The 18,316-nt window shown below is 53.5% G+C and carries 15 protein-coding genes and 1 tRNA gene; 13 read left to right on the forward strand and 3 right to left on the reverse strand.

All coding sequences use genetic code 11. The annotated features are described in order from the left end of the window. Nucleotides 1–417 precede the first annotated feature (417 nt). Entirely contained in the window at nucleotides 418–1,818 is a 1,401-nt protein-coding gene (locus BKD14_RS04570) for a DHA2 family efflux MFS transporter permease subunit (RefSeq protein WP_075654431.1), read from the forward strand. A 72-nt stretch (nucleotides 1,819–1,890) separates the two neighbouring features. On the opposite strand, the gene BKD14_RS04575 is transcribed toward BKD14_RS04570, so the two are convergent. Together BKD14_RS04575 and BKD14_RS18990 are read right to left on the reverse strand one after the other, a co-directional pair. Further along, nucleotides 1,891–2,649: an RlmE family RNA methyltransferase gene (locus BKD14_RS04575; protein WP_022711220.1), complete on the reverse strand. Its 759-nt coding sequence runs from the start codon at nucleotides 2,647–2,649 to the stop codon at nucleotides 1,891–1,893. Next, entirely contained in the window at nucleotides 2,646–4,373 is a 1,728-nt protein-coding gene (locus tag BKD14_RS18990; protein WP_139316324.1) for a Ppx/GppA phosphatase family protein, read from the reverse strand. Before BKD14_RS18990 ends, BKD14_RS04575 begins: the two co-directional genes overlap by 4 nt. 211 nt (nucleotides 4,374–4,584) lie before the next feature. On the opposite strand from BKD14_RS18990, the gene BKD14_RS04585 reads away from it, so the two are divergent. From BKD14_RS04585 to BKD14_RS04620, 8 genes are all read left to right on the forward strand, one after another. Then, a tRNA-Gln gene (locus tag BKD14_RS04585) sits at nucleotides 4,585–4,658 on the forward strand. 357 nt (nucleotides 4,659–5,015) lie between these two features. Then, a complete protein-coding gene (locus tag BKD14_RS04590) occupies nucleotides 5,016–6,314 on the forward strand; it encodes an ROK family protein (protein ID WP_075654432.1) in 1,299 nt (432 codons plus the stop codon). After that, nucleotides 6,311–7,621, forward strand: a complete 1,311-nt coding sequence (gene xylA, locus BKD14_RS04595; protein WP_075654433.1) for a xylose isomerase — start codon at nucleotides 6,311–6,313, stop codon at nucleotides 7,619–7,621. Before BKD14_RS04590 ends, xylA begins: the two co-directional genes overlap by 4 nt. 58 nt (nucleotides 7,622–7,679) lie before the next feature. Next, nucleotides 7,680–8,735 (forward strand): sugar phosphate isomerase/epimerase, encoded by a 1,056-nt coding sequence (locus BKD14_RS04600; protein ID WP_075654434.1) that lies wholly within the window; start codon nucleotides 7,680–7,682, stop codon nucleotides 8,733–8,735. A 12-nt stretch (nucleotides 8,736–8,747) separates the two neighbouring features. Next, nucleotides 8,748–9,902, forward strand: a complete 1,155-nt coding sequence (locus tag BKD14_RS04605) for a Gfo/Idh/MocA family oxidoreductase (protein ID WP_075654435.1) — start codon at nucleotides 8,748–8,750, stop codon at nucleotides 9,900–9,902. Continuing rightward, nucleotides 9,899–11,437: a sugar ABC transporter ATP-binding protein gene (locus tag BKD14_RS04610; RefSeq protein ID WP_075654436.1), complete on the forward strand. Its 1,539-nt coding sequence runs from the start codon at nucleotides 9,899–9,901 to the stop codon at nucleotides 11,435–11,437. The genes BKD14_RS04605 and BKD14_RS04610 overlap by 4 nt, the downstream gene beginning before the upstream one ends. A gap of 56 nt (nucleotides 11,438–11,493) precedes the next feature. Next, a complete protein-coding gene (locus tag BKD14_RS04615) occupies nucleotides 11,494–12,447 on the forward strand; it encodes an ABC transporter permease (RefSeq protein WP_225688359.1) in 954 nt (317 codons plus the stop codon). A 103-nt stretch (nucleotides 12,448–12,550) separates the two neighbouring features. Then, on the forward strand, nucleotides 12,551–13,495 hold the full coding sequence (locus BKD14_RS04620; protein WP_075654438.1) for a substrate-binding domain-containing protein: 945 nt from the start codon (nucleotides 12,551–12,553) through the stop codon (nucleotides 13,493–13,495). Nucleotides 13,496–13,564: 69 nt separating this feature from the next. Here the strand turns inward: BKD14_RS04620 and BKD14_RS04625 are convergent, their stop codons facing one another. After that, nucleotides 13,565–14,104: an invasion associated locus B family protein gene (locus BKD14_RS04625; protein WP_083646806.1), complete on the reverse strand. Its 540-nt coding sequence runs from the start codon at nucleotides 14,102–14,104 to the stop codon at nucleotides 13,565–13,567. Nucleotides 14,105–14,490: 386 nt separating this feature from the next. Here BKD14_RS04625 and BKD14_RS04630 point away from each other — a divergent pair, with 386 nt between their 5' ends. The 4 genes from BKD14_RS04630 (at nucleotide 14,491) to BKD14_RS04645 (ending at nucleotide 18,313) form a co-directional block, all read left to right on the forward strand. Further along, nucleotides 14,491–15,633 carry an ABC transporter substrate-binding protein gene (locus BKD14_RS04630; RefSeq protein ID WP_075654439.1) on the forward strand — a complete coding sequence of 381 codons (1,143 nt, stop codon included), beginning with the start codon at nucleotides 14,491–14,493 and terminating at the stop codon, nucleotides 15,631–15,633. A 63-nt stretch (nucleotides 15,634–15,696) separates the two neighbouring features. Next, nucleotides 15,697–16,575 carry a branched-chain amino acid ABC transporter permease gene (locus BKD14_RS04635; protein WP_075654440.1) on the forward strand — a complete coding sequence of 293 codons (879 nt, stop codon included), beginning with the start codon at nucleotides 15,697–15,699 and terminating at the stop codon, nucleotides 16,573–16,575. Further along, nucleotides 16,572–17,573, forward strand: a complete 1,002-nt coding sequence (locus BKD14_RS04640) for a branched-chain amino acid ABC transporter permease (protein WP_075654441.1) — start codon at nucleotides 16,572–16,574, stop codon at nucleotides 17,571–17,573. The genes BKD14_RS04635 and BKD14_RS04640 overlap by 4 nt, the downstream gene beginning before the upstream one ends. Then, nucleotides 17,570–18,313 carry an ABC transporter ATP-binding protein gene (locus BKD14_RS04645; protein ID WP_075654442.1) on the forward strand — a complete coding sequence of 248 codons (744 nt, stop codon included), beginning with the start codon at nucleotides 17,570–17,572 and terminating at the stop codon, nucleotides 18,311–18,313. Before BKD14_RS04640 ends, BKD14_RS04645 begins: the two co-directional genes overlap by 4 nt. Nucleotides 18,314–18,316: the final 3 nt, after the last annotated feature.

The raw sequence follows: 18,316 nt of genomic DNA on the forward strand, positions 1-18,316 counted from the left end.
GTATTGCGCTTTTGGTGATCTCAGTCATCTCACACCTCTACGCATCGGCCCCTTATCGATGCTTTGCTCATTTCTGTTTACTCACCAAATGTAACAGCGTGTAACCGGTCACGCAACCCGAAAGCGCTTTTTTCTGCCGCTCCGGCGATGCCGGTCATGGTTTGAGCCTTGTTTTCCGGCCTTGGCAGACAAGAGGGAGCGGGTTCTTCAATTGTTACACGCTCATCACAATCCATTGTTTTTTAAGTCGAAATTAATCACGTTCGCACACGATTTGTTGCCCGCGTTAAATTTTGTGACACTATGTTTTTGCCCGTCAAAAAACTTTGCCGGTCCGGTCAATTCTGCGTGTAATCCGGTCTGGCTGGTTTATATAATGACCATGATGAAACATATCTGACATTCAGGATTCGTATTGTGAATCGCATTATTCCGCTGGTTCTGGCCGTCGCGCTCTTTATGGAGCAGATGGATTCGAATGTGATTTCGACCTCACTGGCGGCAATTGCAGCCGATATCGGCACCAGCCCCATTGCGCTGAAGCTGGCGCTCACATCCTATCTCGTATCTTTGGCGGTGTTTATTCCGGTCAGCGGCTGGATGGCCGACCGCTATGGCGCCCGCAATGTATTTCGTGCAGCGATTGCGGTTTTTGTGATCGGCTCTGTGGCCTGTGCAGCATCCAATTCTCTGATGAGCTTTGTGGCCGCGCGTTTTCTGCAGGGCATGGGCGGGGCGATGATGACGCCGGTCGGTCGTCTGGTCTTGTTGCGCTCTACACCGCGTAATCAGCTGGTGAATGCGATGGCATGGCTGGCAATCCCGAGCATGGTCGGGCCTTTGGTTGGGCCGCCGGTCGGCGGTTTCATCACAACCTATTTCAGCTGGCACTGGATTTTTCTGATTAATGTGCCGATTGGTTTGGCCGGTATCTGGTTTGCCACTAAATATCTGCCGGTGCTGGATGTGCCGCTGCCGCGCAAGCTGGATGTGATCGGTTTTATCCTGTCGGGGCTGGCAATGTCCGGTGTGGTCTTCGGGCTTTCTGTGGTCAGTCTTCCGGCGCTGCCGCCTGCGGTGGGTATTATCACGCTTGGTGTCGGTCTGCTGTCGACAGCTCTATATATCCGCCATGCAAAGCGGGTGGAAAATCCGCTGCTGGACTTGTCATTGTTTCAGAATGATGTGTTCCGCATTTCCGTTGTCGGCGGCAGCCTGTTCCGTTTGGGCATCGGTGCTATTCCGTTTTTGCTGCCGCTGATGTTGCAGCTCGGTTTCGGGCTTGATCCGTTTCAATCCGGTATGATCACTTTTGTTTCGGCAATCGGGGCATTGCTGATGAAATTCGGGGCGACACGGGTTTTCTCCCGTTTTGGCTTCCGCCGGTTGCTGATGTTCGGCTCCCTCGCATCGGCATGTTTCATTATCCTGAACGGTTTTTTCACGCCGCAAACACCAATGACGCTGATCCTGATTGCCTTGCTGTTTGGTGGTTTCCTGCGTTCAATGTTCTTCACCGGAGTGAATGCGCTGGGCTTTGCAGAAATTCCCGACGACAAAACCAGTCAGGCAACGCCGATTTCTGCGGTTGCCCAGCAGGTTTCAATTGCAATGGGTGTGGCGCTGGCCGGTGTGATACTGGAGCTGAGCACAATCATTCGTGGTTCTGTGCTGCAATTGCAGGATTTCCATATCGCGTTTTATATTGTCGGCGCTCTTTCCGCGCTGGCTTTCTTCTCTTTTGTTAAGCTGAAGCCGGAAGCAGGGCAGGAGCTTTATGAGAAGAAATTCGCGCCGAAGGTGAAAAAGATACATTGAGTATCGGGTATGTGATGAAATAAAAAAAGCGCGGCTCAGCCGCGCTTTTTTGTTGAATAGAATGAGGCGAATTTATTCTTCGCTGTCATCTTCCTTGCGGCCTTTGAAATCACGGGCGAGAAGATAAAGCTCAACGGATTCCGCGCGCGATGCAGGCGGCTTGACGTGATGAACCGAGCGGAAATTCTGTTTCAGCATGGTCAGCAGGTCGTTCTCGGTGCCGCCCTGAAAGGTTTTGGTCAGGAAGTGACCGCCCGGTTTCAACACCGAAACAGCAAAATGCGCTGCTACTTCGCAAAGATGCGCGGTGCGCAGATGGTCGGTGCGGCGATGACCGGTGGTTGGTGCCGCCATATCAGAAATCACCAGATCAGGTGAGTCGCCCAATGCATTCATAATGGCATTCGGTGCTTCATCATCCAGAAAGTCCATTTTCAGGAGTGCTACACCCGGCAACGGATCAACGTCGAGATAATCGATGCCGACAACATGCGGCTGCTCATCATTGGAGCCGACGATCTTCGCAGCAATCTGGCTCCAGCCACCAGGGGCCGCACCCAGATCGATAATCTTCTGGCCTTTTTTCAGAATATTATAGCGCTCGTTGATCTCGATCAGCTTATAGGCCGCGCGGGAGCGATAGCCGTCTGCCTTGGACTGCTGCACATAAGGGTCGTTGAGGTGGCGTTCCAGCCAGCGACGCGATGTTTCTTTGATCGTGCCGGCCTTTTTCTTGACGCGCACATGCATGCCGCGCGTGCCTGCGCCGCCACGGCCACCGGTGGTGTTGCCGAATTTTGATTTGCCGGACTTGCTTCCAGAACCGCTCATATCGACTGTCTGCCCTTTAGCTGCGTGTCCCTGCCGGAACCGTTTTTCATATAAGTTTCTTTTGCCTGATGAGGGCGGCGGTGGCGCCATGCACCATCGCGGGACATCAATTCAGTGAGGATACCTTCACGCAAGCCGCGATCGGCAACCAGCAATCTTTCGCTCGGCCAGATCTGACGGATGGCATCGAGAATAGCACAACCGGCCAGCACCAGATCAGCGCGGTCTGCACCGATGCACGGATTGGCCACACGGGTTTTGAAATCCCATGACAACAGCTTGGCGGTCATGTCAGTCACATCCTGCGAGCCCATCCACATGCCATCCACGCGGCGACGGTCATAGCGCTCAAGCCCCAGATGAATGCCTGCCAGCGTGGTTACCGTACCGGATGTGCCAAGCAAATGGAAATGCGTACTTTGGGCAAGCTCGCCAAGCTTGTGCCGCTCGCTGAAATCATTCAGCATACCGGCAACATAGGCAACCATTTCCGCATAATTTTCAGGCGTAACATCGCGTCCGCCGAATTTCTCCGCCAGAGTGACAACACCTACGGGCAGGGAGGTCCATGCGGTAATGTGTTCGGCAAGGCGCGAAGAGCGGCGGCAGGTCACATCAATCAGGGCGATTTCCGAGGAGCCGCCGCCGATATCAAACAGCACAAGCGCATCGGTCTCGCGATTGACCAGTGTGCCGCAACCGGAAACCGCAAGGCTTGCTTCAGTCTGACGGTCCACAATTTCCAGCTCAAGACCGGCTTCCTCGCGTACCCGCTCCAGAAAATCCGCGCCATTGCTGGCCGAGCGGCAGGCTTCCGTCGCGATCAGGCGTCTGCGGCGGATATTCTTGCTTTCAAGCTTATCACGGCAGATTTTCAGCGCTTCAATCGCACGGTTCATTGCCTGATCGCTCAGGCGGCCGCTGGTGCCGAAGCCTTCACCAAGACGCACAATACGCGAGAAGGAATCGACAACGCGAAATTGTCCGGGTCTGCTCGGCGTTGCAATCAGCAGACGGCAATTATTGGTACCAAGATCAAGCGCTGCATAAAGTGGCGGCTCATAGGCGCGCGGCTGCGCAACCTGTGGCGCGCGGTTTTCACCTGCATGACCGGAATTATGCTCTGCTCTGGCCGCAATTGGTTTCGGGCTTTGGCGGTTCGGTGCATGGCCGTGCTTGGCGGCTTGCGCTTGCGAAGCGGACTGAGCAGACGGTGCCGCAGCTATATTATCGGTTGCGGCCGGATTGTCCTGCTTTTTACGACGCGAGCGTCTGCGGCGGTTCGAGAGTTTTTTCCCGTTTCTTTGGCCGTTTTTCTGCTCGCTTTTCGGTGCATGATTGCCGGAGGCGTTTTCTGCACGCGCTGATTTAGCTGAGGATGACTTATCGCTGTTTGCAGAAACCCGTTCGGCGGCAAGGGAAGACCCTTGTGCACCGGCTGACATCGTTTCCGAGCCATTATGCTTACCGGCTTTTCGCCGGCGCGCGCGTTTGCGCTGTTTTTTATCGAAGCGCCCCGATTCATCTGCCACGGACTTTGGTGACGATGAGCCGACAGGAGAACGGCCTGACCGTTGCCCTGTATTCGGCGGCTCAGAGGAAGATGTTCTTCCTTCTTTGCCGCCAGACGCCCCGTTGATAGACACCTTTGGGGTGTGCAGATCGGGGTTCTTCAAAGTTTTTGTCCTTTTGGCACCGCGCGAACCCTTCAGGGACGCAGGCATGGTGCAGACTATTTCACGTTGCCCTTAATGTAACAGTCCTTTGCCGATTTACCAAGGGGCGCAAATTGCTAAGAGAAAGGAGAATTTTGTGATCTGTGGAAAAATATATTGAAATCAGTGCAAAGAGGGTTTGCATTTGTGAAAATATCAATTATATGACCACCCACGGCGCCGCGAGCGTCACCGCTTCGCTCTCACAGAGCAGCGATGCTGGGGAATAGTTTAATGGTAGAACGACGGACTCTGACTCCGTTAGTCTTGGTTCGAATCCAGGTTCCCCAGCCAATCTTCTTCTCACTTTACAAAATACAGAGATTTATCCGCTTAAAGCGGTAATTCATTGTTTTGATACGGTATATTTCCGTGTCAGCGGTATTTTCTGAAGAAGAATCGAATTTTCCGAAAATTGTAATTTATCCGAATCGCACCAGCCGATGCGGCATGTGATTCTTTTATTTCCCTGTCATCAGCCTTCATTTTTTAATTATCCGGTCTGATTTTATTGCCGACACATAGAAATCTTATTTTTTTCGATACTCGAAAAATAGATGACAAGCAGAAAAATCCGTGCCAGTCTTATCCGCAGAGGAGACAGACGGAAACAGGTCGCTAAGAACCGTTCCGTTATAAGGGAGGTGTCGTGTGACGGGAGGCGTTTCACGATCTGAAGAGTTGCGCTGGCAAAACCGGCGACGGATTCTGCGATTGCTGCGGCAGTCCGGCAGCCTGTCACGCACGGATATCGCCGGCATGACCGGCATGAGCCACTCCACAATTTCCGCTATCAGTGCCATGTTGCTGGCAGAACAGGTGCTCGTTGAAGTACCAGAAACAGAAGCCGCGAATAATGCTGAGGGCAAGCGTGGCCGTCCGCAGGTTTTGCTCGGGCTCAATCCGCAATGCGCATCTGTCGTTGCGGTCAATATCGCGCTGAATGTGATTGACGTAGACCTGTTCGATTATGCGGGGCAGAGAATTGCCTTTGAGCAATTGCAGCTTGATACGCTGACTATAGCGCCGGATGCACTTCTTGCAGCCTTGGAGCGGCAGATCAGCGGATTGCTTAGCCGCTATCCTGATCAGGCGAAAAATCTGCGCCATATCTCTGTGAGCGTGCAGGGCATGACCGATGCTGCCCATCAGATGCTGGTCTGGTCACCGACAATCGGTGCGGAAAATGTAACCATCGCGGATTTCCTGAAACAGGCTTTTGATGTTCCGGTGATGGTTTTTAACGACTGTCTGATGATCGCCGAAGCCTTGCGCTGGTCGCAGCCGGATATCTTCCACGGTGATTTCGCGGCGATCTTGTTTTCGTCCGGTATCGGCATGGGGCTGTATCTGAAAGGCGAACCGTTTTCCGGTGCGCGCTCGTCTGCTGCGGAATTCGGTCATGTGGTCTATATGCCGGATGGCGCTTTGTGCCGCTGTGGTCGCCACGGTTGTCTTGAGGCCTATGCCAGTGATTATGGCATCTGGCGCAAGGCGCATGGTGTTGATGAAAACAGTGCGTCCGTGGCGATGATTCCCGAAAGCGATTTTTATGCGCTGGCGCATGAGGCCAGAACGGCAGACGGCGTTGCACGGCAGGCTTTCCAACAGGCAGGCAAGGCGCTTGGTTTTGCCTTGCGCAGCATTTTCTCGTTGATTGATCCGGTGCCGCTGGCCTTTGTCGGCCCCGGTGTGCACGCCTTTGATCTCATTGAGGATGAATTGCGCCAGACCATCAGCGGCGATCTTGCCGATGGACGGCAGGTCGGGCCGCGTAACGGCCTGCAATCGCCCAAAGATCTGACCATTCGTTGCTATCCGTCGGAACAGCCGCTGATCCTGCAAGGCTGTGCAATCACATCTTTGCTTCGCGTTGATGCGGAGACGGAAGTTCAGAAATCAAAATTGCTGGTGACAAATAATAATAACGCACAGAGGGTAACGGCATGAGCACAGGTTTCTTCGGATTGGATAAACCCATCCGCTATGAGGGTGAGAAAAGCACCAATCCGCTTGCCTATCGTTTCTACAATCCGGACGAGGTTGTGCTGGGCAAAAGGCTGGAAGATCACCTGCGCTTTGCCATTGCCTATTGGCACAGTTTTGCATGGGTTGGCGGCGATCCGTTCGGCGGGCAGACTTTTGAGCGCCCGTGGTTCGGCGACACGCTGGATCACGCGAAGCACAAAGCTGATGTGGCCTTTGAATTGTTTACGCTGCTCGGTACACCTTATTATTGTTTCCACGATGCGGATATCCGCCCCGAGGGCAAAAATTTTGCGGAAACATCGGCCAATCTCGACCACATGGCCGATTATCTTCAGGAGAAGATGAACCAGACGGGCGTCAAACTGCTCTGGGGGACCGCCAATCTTTTCTCGCATCGCCGCTATATGGCCGGTGCTGCCACCAATCCTGATCCTGAAATTTTTGCCTATGCTGCCGCGACGGTTAAGCATTGCATGGATGTGACGCACCGCCTGAATGGTGAGAATTATGTGCTCTGGGGCGGGCGTGAAGGCTATGAAACCCTGCTGAATACCGATGCAGGGCGCGAGCTTGACCAGATGGGGCGCTTTCTCTCGCTGGTGGTCGATTACAAGCATAAAATCGGTTTCAAAGGCACAATCCTTGTCGAGCCTAAGCCGCAGGAACCGACCAAGCATCAATATGATTTTGATGTCGCCACCGTTTACGGCTTTCTCAAGCGCTATGGTCTGGAAGGCGAGGTGAAGGTCAATATCGAGCAGGGGCATGCCATTCTTGCCGGTCATTCATTTGAACATGAGCTGGCAATGGCCAATGCGCTGGGCATTTTCGGCTCCATCGATATGAACCGCAATGATTACCAGTCCGGCTGGGATACAGACCAGTTTCCGAACAATGTGCCGGAAATGGCGCTGGCCTATTATCAGGTTCTGCAAGGCGGCGGCTTTACTACCGGCGGCACAAATTTTGATGCCAAATTGCGGCGTCAGTCGCTCGACCCGCAGGATCTGCTGATTGCGCATATCGGCGCGATGGATTGCTGTGCACGCGGGCTTAAAGCCGCAGCGAAAATGATTGAGGATAAAGCTTTGTCCGCTCCGCTTGATGCACGTTATGCCGGATGGCAGCAGCCGCAGGCGCAGGCCATGTTGCATGGCAAACAATCACTGGAAGACATTGCTGCCTATGTGTGTGACAGCGGGATTGAGCCGCAGCCGGTTTCCGGTCGTCAGGAATATCTGGAAAATATCGTGAATTGTTACGTTTAGTTGCACTTCTGGCAACGGTGAACATCAGAAACGATACAGAAAATTCGGGAGTGGGATGATGAAAACGATTAAAGGGCCGGCGATATTTCTGGCGCAGTTTGCGGGAGATGCGGCACCGTTTAACTCCTTTGAGAATATCTGCAAATGGGCAGCCTCGCTGGGCTATAAGGGCGTGCAGATTCCGACATGGGATAAGCGCCTGTTCGATCTTAAAAAAGCATCAGATTCGCAAACCTATTGCGATGAAATCAAAGGCATCGCCGCTGATAATGGCCTGGAGATCACCGAGCTTTCAACGCATTTGCAGGGACAGCTTGTTGCGGTGCATCCGGCCTATGATGCAGCCTTTGACGGCTTTGCCGATGAGGAAGTGCGTGGCAATCCGCAGGCGCGGCAGAAATGGGCGGAAGATCAGGTGCGCCGCGCGCTGCGGGCTTCCAAACATCTTGGTCTGACTGCGATGGCATCCTTCTCCGGTGCGCTGGCATGGCCCTATGTCTATCCGTGGCCGCAGCGGCCTGCCGGTCTCGTAGAGACAGCTTTTGATGAACTGGCGCAACGCTGGACACCGCTGCTCAATTATGCCGACGAAAACGGTGTGGATGTTTGCTACGAATTACATCCGGGGGAAGATCTGCATGACGGTATTTCCTATGAGATGTTTCTGGATCGGGTGAAAAATCATGCCCGCGCCAATATCCTGTATGATCCGTCGCATTTCGTGCTGCAGCAGCTCGATTACCTTGATTTCATTGATATTTATCATGAACGCATCAAAGCGTTTCACGTCAAGGATGCGGAGTTTAATCCGACCGGACGACAGGGTGTTTATGGCGGTTTCCAGAGCTGGGTGAACCGCGCAGGCCGTTTCCGCTCATTGGGTGACGGGCAGGTCGATTTCGGCGGTATTTTCTCGAAACTGACAACGCATGACTTCGATAGCTGGGCTGTGCTTGAATGGGAATGCGCATTGAAGCATCCTGAAGACGGTGCACGCGAAGGTGCGGAATTTATCCGCCATCACATCATTCGCGTTACAGAGCGTGCTTTTGATGATTTTGCCGATGCGGGCACTGATGATGCGGCAAACCGTAAAATGCTCGGTCTGGGTTAAGAGGAGGTGGCTATGGGAAACGCAGCACATCGTATCAGACTTGGCATGGTCGGCGGCGGGCAGGGCGCTTTTATCGGCGCCGTGCATCGCATTGCAGCGCGGATTGACGATCAGTATGAACTGGTCGCCGGTGCGCTTTCATCCGATCCGGCACGCGCAGGTGCTTCTGCGCAAGAGCTGGGTATTTCGTCTGAGCGCTCTTATGCGTCTTTTGAAGAAATGGCACTGGCTGAAAGCAAAAGGCCGGATGGGATTGAGGCTGTGGCTATAGTCACGCCGAACCATCTGCATGGCACAGCTGCCCGTGCTTTTCTGGCCGCAGGCATTCACGTAATTTGCGACAAGCCGCTGACAACAACAGTTTCTGAAGCCGAGCAACTGGTTGAAACCGTTCAGCAGTCCGGCAAAATCTTTGTGCTGACCCATAATTACAGTGGCTATCCGATGATCCGGCAGGCGCGGGAAATGGTGGCCAATGGTGATCTGGGCGATATCCGTGTTGTGCAGGCCGAATATGCACAGGATTGGCTGACCGAGCGCAGTGAGCTGAGCGGTAATAAACAGGCTGAATGGCGCACTGATCCGAAACGCTCCGGCGCCGGTGGCGCAATCGGTGATATCGGCACCCATGCCTATCATCTGGCCGGATTTGTCAGCGGTCTTGAAGCCGAGGCTGTGCTGGCGCAGCTGACCAGTTTTGTTGAGGGGCGGGCGCTGGACGATGATGTGCAGATTATGCTGCGCTACAAAGGCGGCGCACGCGGCATGTTATGGGCAAGTCAGGTTGCCGTTGGCAATGAAAACGGGCTGAAACTGCGGGTCTATGGCAGCAAAGGCGGGCTGGAATGGTCGCAGTCTGATCCGAACTATCTGTGGTTCACGCGTTTCGGCGAGCCGAAGCAACTCATCACCCGTGGCGGTGCCGGAGCCGGTGCATCTGCAAACCGTGTTACCCGTATTCCGGGCGGGCATCCGGAAGGTTATCTCGAAGGTTTTGCCACGATTTACACGGAAGCAGCACGCGCTATCCACGCAGCGCGTAACGGTGAAAAACCGGATGCGGCGGTACTATATCCGACTGTTGAGGACGGGCTTGAAGGAATGCGCTTTATTGAAGCTTCTGTGGCTTCATCCAAAGCAGGCAATGTCTGGACAAATTTGCGATGACAGAACGAGACACGAGCAGCAAACCACCTTTTATGCGTGTTGAGGGACTGGCCAAAAGTTTTGGACCGGTGGAAGTGCTGCGCGATATTACGCTGGATATCCGTGAGGGTGAAATTCACACGGTGATCGGCGAGAACGGTGCCGGTAAGTCAACACTGATGAAACTGCTGGCCGGACATTTAAGTCCGAGCAAAGGCACAATCTTTATTGATGGGCAGCCGGTTGTGCTGTCAGGGCCGGTAGATGCGGAACATCGCGGTATTGTGCTGGTGCATCAGGAGATTTTGCTGGCACCGGATATGACGGTTGCGCAGAATATTTTCCTCGGCCGCGAGCAGCGCAAAGGCCTGATGCTGAATGACCGTGCCATGAATGCGCAGGCCAGAGCGGCAGTTGCAGATCTCGGTGCTGATATCGACCCGACGACCCGTGTTGAACAATTGTCGATTGCGCAACGTCAGCTGGTGCAGATTGCCCGAGCATTGCTGGTGCCGCACCGACTGGTGATTTTTGATGAACCGACCGCTTCGCTGACGCCGGTTGAAACTGAAGCTTTGCTCAAAGTCATCATGGCTATCCGTAATCGCGGTGCAGCGATTTTGTATATTTCACACCGCCTGCCGGAGGTGAAAGCCATTGCCGATCGTGTGACAGTGCTGCGCGACGGGCAGATGATTACAACGCGCGAGGCGGAAGGGCTGGAACCGCTGGATATGGCGCAGCTGATGGTCGGGCGGGATATGTCCCAGCTTTATCCTGAACGCGTTATCCCGCAGGTCAAAACGCCTGTGCTTGAAGTCTCGGATTTTACCGTTCCGGGTTATGCGAGTAATTGCGGCTTCACATTGCATAAAGGAGAGATACTTGGCTTTGCAGGGCTGATCGGCGCGGGTCGCACCGAGCTTTGCGAGGGCGTGGTGGGCTTGCGTCATGCGCATGGTACTGTGCGTGTCAACGGAACCGCACGGCGCTTTCATAATGCCCGTGAGAGCATGGATGCCGGACTTGTTTACCTGAGTGAAGACCGCAAAGGCAAAGGACTGTTGCTGGCACAAAACCTGCGCACCAATCTGACATTGGCCGCTTTAAGTCAGTTTTCAGGCTTGCAGATTGACCGCACTGCCGAGGCTGCAGCATTGGAAAAGGCAATCGGGGATTTTGATATCCGTACCCGTAATCCTGACCTTCTCGCCGGACAGCTTTCAGGCGGTAATCAGCAGAAATTGCTGTTGGCAAAAATGATGCTGCTAGAGCCGGATATTGTGATCATTGATGAACCGACACGCGGTATCGACATTGGCACCAAAGAGCAGATTTACCGCTTTATTGCTGAGCTGGCCGCGCAGGGCAAAGCCGTTATCGTGATTTCTTCGGAAATGCCGGAACTGATCGGCCTGTGTCACCGCGCACTGGTGATGCGCAATGGCCGTATCGTTGCGGAAATCAGCGGAGACAAAATGACCGAGAATGAAATTGTTGTGCACGCTACCGGTGTCACATCTTCAGAGGCTGCAATTTTTGCAGAGGCGCTATGACAGAACAGGCTAAAACCACTCCGCAAAATACAACAGAACGCCGTTTCTGGCAGGATATGGATTTGCGTGCTGTTGCCCCTTTCGTGGCGCTGGCGGCTCTGCTGGTTTTCGGAACGCTGGTGAACTCCAATTTCATCGGTGTGGACAATCTGCTGAATATTGCAACCCGCAGCGCATTCATCGCGATTATCGCTATCGGCGCGACCTTTGTGATCTCGTCCGGCGGTCTTGATCTGTCTGTCGGCTCGATGTCTGCCTTTGTCGCTGCTGTCACGATCATGTTCATGAATTCCGGCATCATCACCGGCATTTTGCCGATGTTGCTGGTGGCTGCCTGTATTGCCATTGTTGTCGGCGCGCTTTGCGGACTGGCCAACGGCGTCACCACCACACTCGGACGTATCGAACCATTTATCGTTACACTCGGCACAATGGGGATATTCCGCGCACTCACCATCTATCTGGCTGAGGGCGGTTCCATTGCCATGAAATCGCAGGAGCTGCGGGCAGCCTATCGTCCGGTTTATTTCGGCAATATTCTGGGCGTTCCGGTGCCGATTGTTGCGATCATTGTCGTGGCACTGATTGCATCTTTCATTCTCTACCGCACAGCTTTTGGCCGCCATATTATCGCGGTTGGTTCCAATCAGGATGTGGCGCGTTATTCCGGCATTCCGGTCAACCGCGTGCGCACAATGGCTTTTGTCATTCAGGGTATCTGCGTTGCCATCGCTATTCTGATTTACATTCCGCGTCTGGGCGCAGCCACGCCGACCACAGGTCTGATGTGGGAATTGCAGGCAATTACCGCAGTGGTGATTGGCGGCACAGCCTTGCGCGGCGGTGTTGGCCGCATCTGGGGCACTGTTTGCGGTGCACTCATTCTGGAGGTTGTCGGTAATATTATGGTTCTGTCTGATCTGGTCAGTGAATATCTGATCGGCGCAGTGCAGGGCGCGATTATCATTATTGCAATGCTGGTGCAGCGGTCATTGTCGCGGCGTCAGTAATTGCAGATGTACTTGGCGGCGGGGCTGTGGCTCCGCTGTCGCAAAGCGGCGGAGGGGAGGCCGGACCGCCGTGTCGTCAGGCCAAATATCAGGGAGTGAGACCATGAAAAATATTCTGTTAGGTGCTGTTTGTGCTGCTGCCCTGTTCGGGACAGCGGCTCAGGCACAGGAAGAAAAGAAAGTCACGATTGCCGTGTCGATACCGGCGGCTGACCACGGCTGGACAGGCGGCGTTGTCTATCACGCAGAACGGGCTAAAGCGGTTCTGGAAAAGAGCCATCCGGGTCTGAAAATTGTCATCAAAACCTCACCGGACGGCGCTTCGCAGGCCAATGCTCTGGAAGATCTGACCACGCAGGGCATGGATGCGCTGGTAACACTGCCGCACAATTCTGATGAGCTGACCGATCCGATCCGTCAGGTGAAGGATAAGGGCATTTTCGTTACCGTTGTTGACCGCGCATTGTCCGATCAGTCCATTCAGGATCTTTATGTTGCCGGTAATAATGAAGAACTCGGCCGCGTTGCCGGTCAGTATCTGAAAGATACGCTTGGCAAAGGCGATGTCGTGGTTATCCGCGGTCTGCCGATTGTGATTGATGAAGAACGCCAAAAGGGTTTTGACGGCGCAGTGGCCGGCAGCGACATCAAAGTGCTGGATAAGCAGTTCGGCAACTGGTCGCGCGATGATGCCTTTAAAGTGATGCAGGATTATCTGGTTAAATATCCGAAGATCGATGCGGTCTGGACGCAGGATGACGATATGAGCGTTGGTGCTCTTGAAGCCATTCAGCAGGCCAAACGCACAGATATTAAAATGGTTGTCGGCGGTGCCGGCATGAAAGAAATGATTAAAAAGGTTGCCGACGGCGATGCAATGGTGCCGGTAGATGTACTCTATCCGCCAGCAATGATTGCAACTGCAATGGAACTGACCGTTGCCAATTTCTACGATCAGGTGCCGGTGCGCGGACGTTATATTCTGGATGCAACCCTTGTCACCAAGGACAATGCGCAGGAATTCTACTTCCCTGATTCACCCTACTGATCGGGTCTGTACCTAAAAGAAAAGCTCCGGTTCGCCGGAGCTTTTTTGTTTTGTACTATGAGCGGACACTTATTTCAGCAATTCTCTGGTGCGTTTTATAGCGGAAGCAAAGCCATCCAGCGGGACTGCGAGTTTAAGGTCTTTCCCGTCCGCAGATTGTATGAGGACAGACAGGTTCTGCCCCTTACTTAAAGCATCTGTCTTCGCTGTATCAAAACTGGCGGGTACAATACAGCCGGCTGGCAGGCAGGTTGAGAATGCAACAGCTTTGTCGGCAGTCGTTTCATCAATCTGCAAAACCGCTCCGGCGCTGAGATTGAGGCCAAATGGCAGAATAAATGCGCCGGATGCACCGCTTTTATCGGGGCTGAGTTCAACGGCAAGTGCCCGCTGCCTTTTATCATCAACCTGCTGCTGTGACATGGAACAGAGGACTTTTTGCGCTTCATCCTGTTTTTGAACAAGGCAGGAGACTGTCCAGTTGCCGTAAGTTTCAGAGAGCGATGATGCCCCGCCGGGTAATCCGGTGGCAGCGGATACTGATGCAATATGCAGTGCCAGACAGAGTGTGGTTCCGGATATTATTCTGAGGATGTTTTTGTTACTCATCACTTGCGCTCCCCTGTTTTATTGAATGACTGACGGATATTTCAGAAACCGGCAGAGATGATTTTCGCCGGTTCTGCAGAATTGAAAACAATCCGCACCATAGACAGTTTTGGCCGATGAAATACTGACAATTATATATGTTTTACGGGGATAAAATCGGAGCATTCCGGCAATGCGGCAATATCGGGCTTTATTGGTTAAGCCTGTGCTTGCAACTGTGCAAACAAGCCGTTAAATCAGATTATGATGGGCTGAAACTCCGGTCATTGAATATACATTTCTGTAAGGCTGAAAACATATGTTGTTTTTGTGCTGACAATAATGATGTGAATGATTGTGCAGACAGAATGAAATCCCATCCGGTCGGGGAGCCTTGGGAGGGGTTTATGAACAGAAGACATTTACTGGCTTTAACTGCAGCAGCTGCATTATCAGCAGCATTACCGCAAATGAGTTTTGCGGCGGAAACCATCAAAATCGCAGACGTGATTGAACTGTCCGGCGCAGGCGCGACCGTTGGCACGAATTGGCGCGACGGTCTGAAGCTGGCTGTTGAAGAGATCAATGCCGCAGGCGGCGTACTCGGACAGCAGCTCGAAGTCACAGACTATGACACGCAGACCGATGCAACGACTTCGCGCGCTATGGTGCAGAAGGCGATTGACGACGGCGCTTATGTGATTATGGGGCCGATTTATTCCGGTTCGGTCAAAGTCAATATGATGGTTGCCATGCAGAATGGCGTGCCGCAGCTGACTGGTGCGGAAGCACCATTCATCACCGATCTCGGCAATCCTTATATTTTCCGCACATCCTTCGGCGCGCAGCAGTCGATGCCGAAACTGGTGAAATATCTTACCGATGAGCTGAGCGCTAAAACCGTAGCCGTTGCATGGGTCAATAATGATTTCGGCAAAGGCGGACGCGATGCGTTTGTTGCAGAACTCGACAAACGCGGCATCAAACTTGTCGGTGATGTGTCCAGTGAAGTCGGTCAGGCGGATTTCGCTGCTGACGTGGTGAAGCTTAAAGACAGCAATGCCGATGTGATCTTTGCCTATCTGCATGAAGAAGAAAGCGCACGTTTGCTGAAAGAAATGCAGAAGCAGGGCGTGAAGCAGCCGATCTTTGGTGAAACCACGCTGATGAACCAGAAGGTGATTGATCTGGCCGGTGATGCAGTGAACGGTGTGCGCGGCCATGTCGGGCTGACAGCCGATGCACCGGTGCAGGCTGTGCAGGATTTTGCCAAGAAATTCGAAGGCAAATATGGTTACAAGCCGGATCACAATGCTATCAAAGCCTATATGGGCGCTTATATCGTGAAATATGTGACTGTGAAGAACGGCAAAGTTGACCGTCAGGCCTTTGCTGATGCGCTTCACGGGCTGACCATCACCCCTGCTGATGAGCCGGGCATTCTGATGGAAACCACATGGGACGACAAAGGCGAAGTGAACCGTGAGAGTTTCCTTGTGGAAGTCAAAGACGGCAAGCAGTCTGTCGTTTCCACGCTGCCTAAGCTTTAAGCTGATCGTATAATTCGGCGGGTATGTCCCGCCGGATTATGCCCGCAAAACGGACTTTTCCTGATGGCTACTTTCTTTCAGTTGCTGGTATCGGGTCTGGCAACAGGCTCGATCTATGCCCTTGTGGCAATCGGCTTTACGTTGCTCTGGCAGGCTTCACAGACGATCAATTTCGCGCAGGGCGAATTTGTCATGCTGCCCGCATTTTTTGTGCTGGCAGGCACGCAGATTTTAGGTCTCAGTTTTCCGGTCGCCATTTTGCTGGCACTGGTGCTTACACTGCTGTTTCTGGGCTATGGCTTCAAACGTATCATCATTGATCCGTTGCTGCCGCATGGCGTGTTGCCGATTGTTATTGCGACAATTGCGCTGGGCATTCTGTTGAAAGAAGGCGTCAAACAATTCTATACGGCGGAAGCCATGCCGTTTCCGGCGCTGTTTACCGACCGCACATTGAATATTTTCGGCGCGGCGATCTCGGTACAGGATATTGCGGTTCTGGCGATCTCGCTTGGCACTGTGGCACTGCTGCAGTTTTTCCTCAACGGCACCAAGACAGGGCGCTGTATGCAGGCAACGGCACAAAACCCGCAGGTAGCGGAAATTCTCGGCGTGCCGGTTAAGCGCATGATTCTTTATACATTTTTAATCAATGGCGCGCTGGCTTTGCTGGCCTCCATTCTGATTTCACCGATCTATTTGGCGAAATTCTCCAATGGTGAGACTCTGGGGCTGATCGCCTTTATCGCGGCGATTGTCGGTGGCTTTAACCAAATCCGCGGAGCGCTTGCCGGTGGCTTGCTGATCGGCGTGATTGATAATCTCTCGGCTGCTTATATTTCCGCATCCTATCGCTCGGCCGTGCCGCTGATCCTGCTGATTGTGATTATTCTCGTGCGCCCGCAGGGGCTGCTCGGCAAGGCGGAAGGACGGACAATATGAGCCTTCGCAAAATACTCCTTCTGCTCGCCGGTCTGGCCGTTTTGATTGCTTTGCCATTCTCGCAGAGCAATTATGGTCTGCTGGTGCTGTCTTCATGGTTGATCTATTCCATTGCTGCCATGGGGCTTAACCTGACGCTTGGCTATGCAGGGCAGATTTCGCTGGCGCAGGCCGGTTTTATGGCGCTGGGTGCCTATACTGTGGCGCTGATGACGATGGCGGGTATAGCATGGCCATTCGCGCTGATTGCGGCAATGCTGCTGTGCTTTGTGCTTGGGCTGCTGCTCGGTTATCCGGCCTTGCGGGTGCAGCATCATTTTCTGGCTTTTGTCACGCTGGCTTTCAATGCGCTGGTTATTCTCGTGCTGCGCAATGAAGAATGGCTGACAGGCGGGACATACGGCCTGACTGGCATTCCGCGTCCGGAAATTTTTGGTATGAAAACCATGATGGCCACGCCGTTTTATTATTTCGTGCTTGGCCTGTTTGTGGTGATGGTGCTGGCGCTTTACGGCATTATCCGCTCTCCTTGGGGGCGGGCATTTAAAGGCCTGCGTGAGAACCCGATCCGCGCCAATAGTCTGGGCGTTGATGTTCGTAAAATGACTTTGCTGGCCTTTGCTATCGGTGCTGCCTATGGCGGTCTTGCGGGCGGTCTGATTGCGCAGCTCACCCAATATATCGAGCCGCATTCCTTCGGTCTGCCGATCTCGCTCAAAATCCTGCTGATGGTAATTGTCGGCGGTGCTGGCTTCTTCTTCGGGCCGGTGCTGGGGGCTTTCCTCATCGTACTGGCGCCGGAATTCCTGCGCTTTACCGAGGGCTATTATCTGATGCTCTATGCGGTGCTGGTGATTGTGCTGATGGTGTTCTGCCCGACAGGACTTTTGGGACTGGCAGAGCGCGCTAAAAATGCACTCAAGCAGCGCCGTAATCCGCAGGCAACCGCATGGACGACAAAAGCTGCGCTCGACAGCAACGGGGAGAAAAACCAATGAACCCCGTTCTTTCTGTGCGTAATCTGAGCAAGAATTTCGGCGGTGTAACCGCTGTGGATGATGTGTCCTTTGAGGTGCATGAAGGGGAAATCCTCGGCCTGATCGGGCCGAATGGCAGCGGCAAATCCACTTTGTTCAACTGCATTCTCGGGCAATTGCCTGCCACAAACGGCACGGTGCTGGTAGACGGGCAGAATGTTGCGGGCAAACGCCCAAGCGACCTCAATAAGCTCGGCGTCGGCCGCACCTTTCAGATGTTGCAGGTGTTTCCGGATATGAGCGTGCTGGATAATATTATTCTGGCCGGTCAGGAGCATAAAGGCTCGATGCTGTCGCGTTTGTTCGGTCGTCCGGATGCCGGTTTGACTGAAGAAGCGAAGACGATGATCGAGTTCTTCCGCCTTTCACATCAGACCTATGAAAAAGCAGGTTCACTGTCTTACGGGCAGCAGAAATTGCTCGATGCGGCTATGGCCTTTATGGCGGGACCGAAGCTGGTGATGCTGGATGAACCCGCAGGCGGGGTTAATCTCACCATGCTGGCCGACCTCAAAGAGCGCCTCAAGGCGTTCAACCGTGAGCGCGGCGCGACCTTTGTGGTGATCGAGCATAATATGGAATTTGTCATGTCGCTCTGCACGCGCATTATTGTGCTGGCAAACGGGCGTATCATTGCCGAAGGCGATCCGGAAACCGTGCGTAACAATCCGGACGTCATTGAAGCCTATCTGGGAGGCTGAGCC

This window comes from Pseudochrobactrum sp. B5 (assembly GCF_001939785.1).
Lineage (GTDB): Bacteria > Pseudomonadota > Alphaproteobacteria > Rhizobiales > Rhizobiaceae > Pseudochrobactrum > Pseudochrobactrum saccharolyticum.

Coding starts and splice junctions, on each gene's coding strand:
- BKD14_RS04575 (WP_022711220.1), bottom strand. CDS start 2,649: ATGAGCGGTTCTGGAAGCAAGTCCGGCAAATCAAAATTCGGCAACACC.
- BKD14_RS18990 (WP_139316324.1), bottom strand. CDS start 4,373: ATGCCTGCGTCCCTGAAGGGTTCGCGCGGTGCCAAAAGGACAAAAACT.
- xylA (WP_075654433.1), top strand. CDS start 6,311: ATGAGCACAGGTTTCTTCGGATTGGATAAACCCATCCGCTATGAGGGT.
- BKD14_RS04600 (WP_075654434.1), top strand. CDS start 7,680: ATGAAAACGATTAAAGGGCCGGCGATATTTCTGGCGCAGTTTGCGGGA.
- BKD14_RS04605 (WP_075654435.1), top strand. CDS start 8,748: ATGGGAAACGCAGCACATCGTATCAGACTTGGCATGGTCGGCGGCGGG.
- BKD14_RS04610 (WP_075654436.1), top strand. CDS start 9,899: ATGACAGAACGAGACACGAGCAGCAAACCACCTTTTATGCGTGTTGAG.
- BKD14_RS04615 (WP_225688359.1), top strand. CDS start 11,494: ATGGATTTGCGTGCTGTTGCCCCTTTCGTGGCGCTGGCGGCTCTGCTG.
- BKD14_RS04620 (WP_075654438.1), top strand. CDS start 12,551: ATGAAAAATATTCTGTTAGGTGCTGTTTGTGCTGCTGCCCTGTTCGGG.
- BKD14_RS04625 (WP_083646806.1), bottom strand. CDS start 14,104: ATGAGTAACAAAAACATCCTCAGAATAATATCCGGAACCACACTCTGT.
- BKD14_RS04630 (WP_075654439.1), top strand. CDS start 14,491: ATGAACAGAAGACATTTACTGGCTTTAACTGCAGCAGCTGCATTATCA.
- BKD14_RS04635 (WP_075654440.1), top strand. CDS start 15,697: ATGGCTACTTTCTTTCAGTTGCTGGTATCGGGTCTGGCAACAGGCTCG.
- BKD14_RS04640 (WP_075654441.1), top strand. CDS start 16,572: ATGAGCCTTCGCAAAATACTCCTTCTGCTCGCCGGTCTGGCCGTTTTG.
- BKD14_RS04645 (WP_075654442.1), top strand. CDS start 17,570: ATGAACCCCGTTCTTTCTGTGCGTAATCTGAGCAAGAATTTCGGCGGT.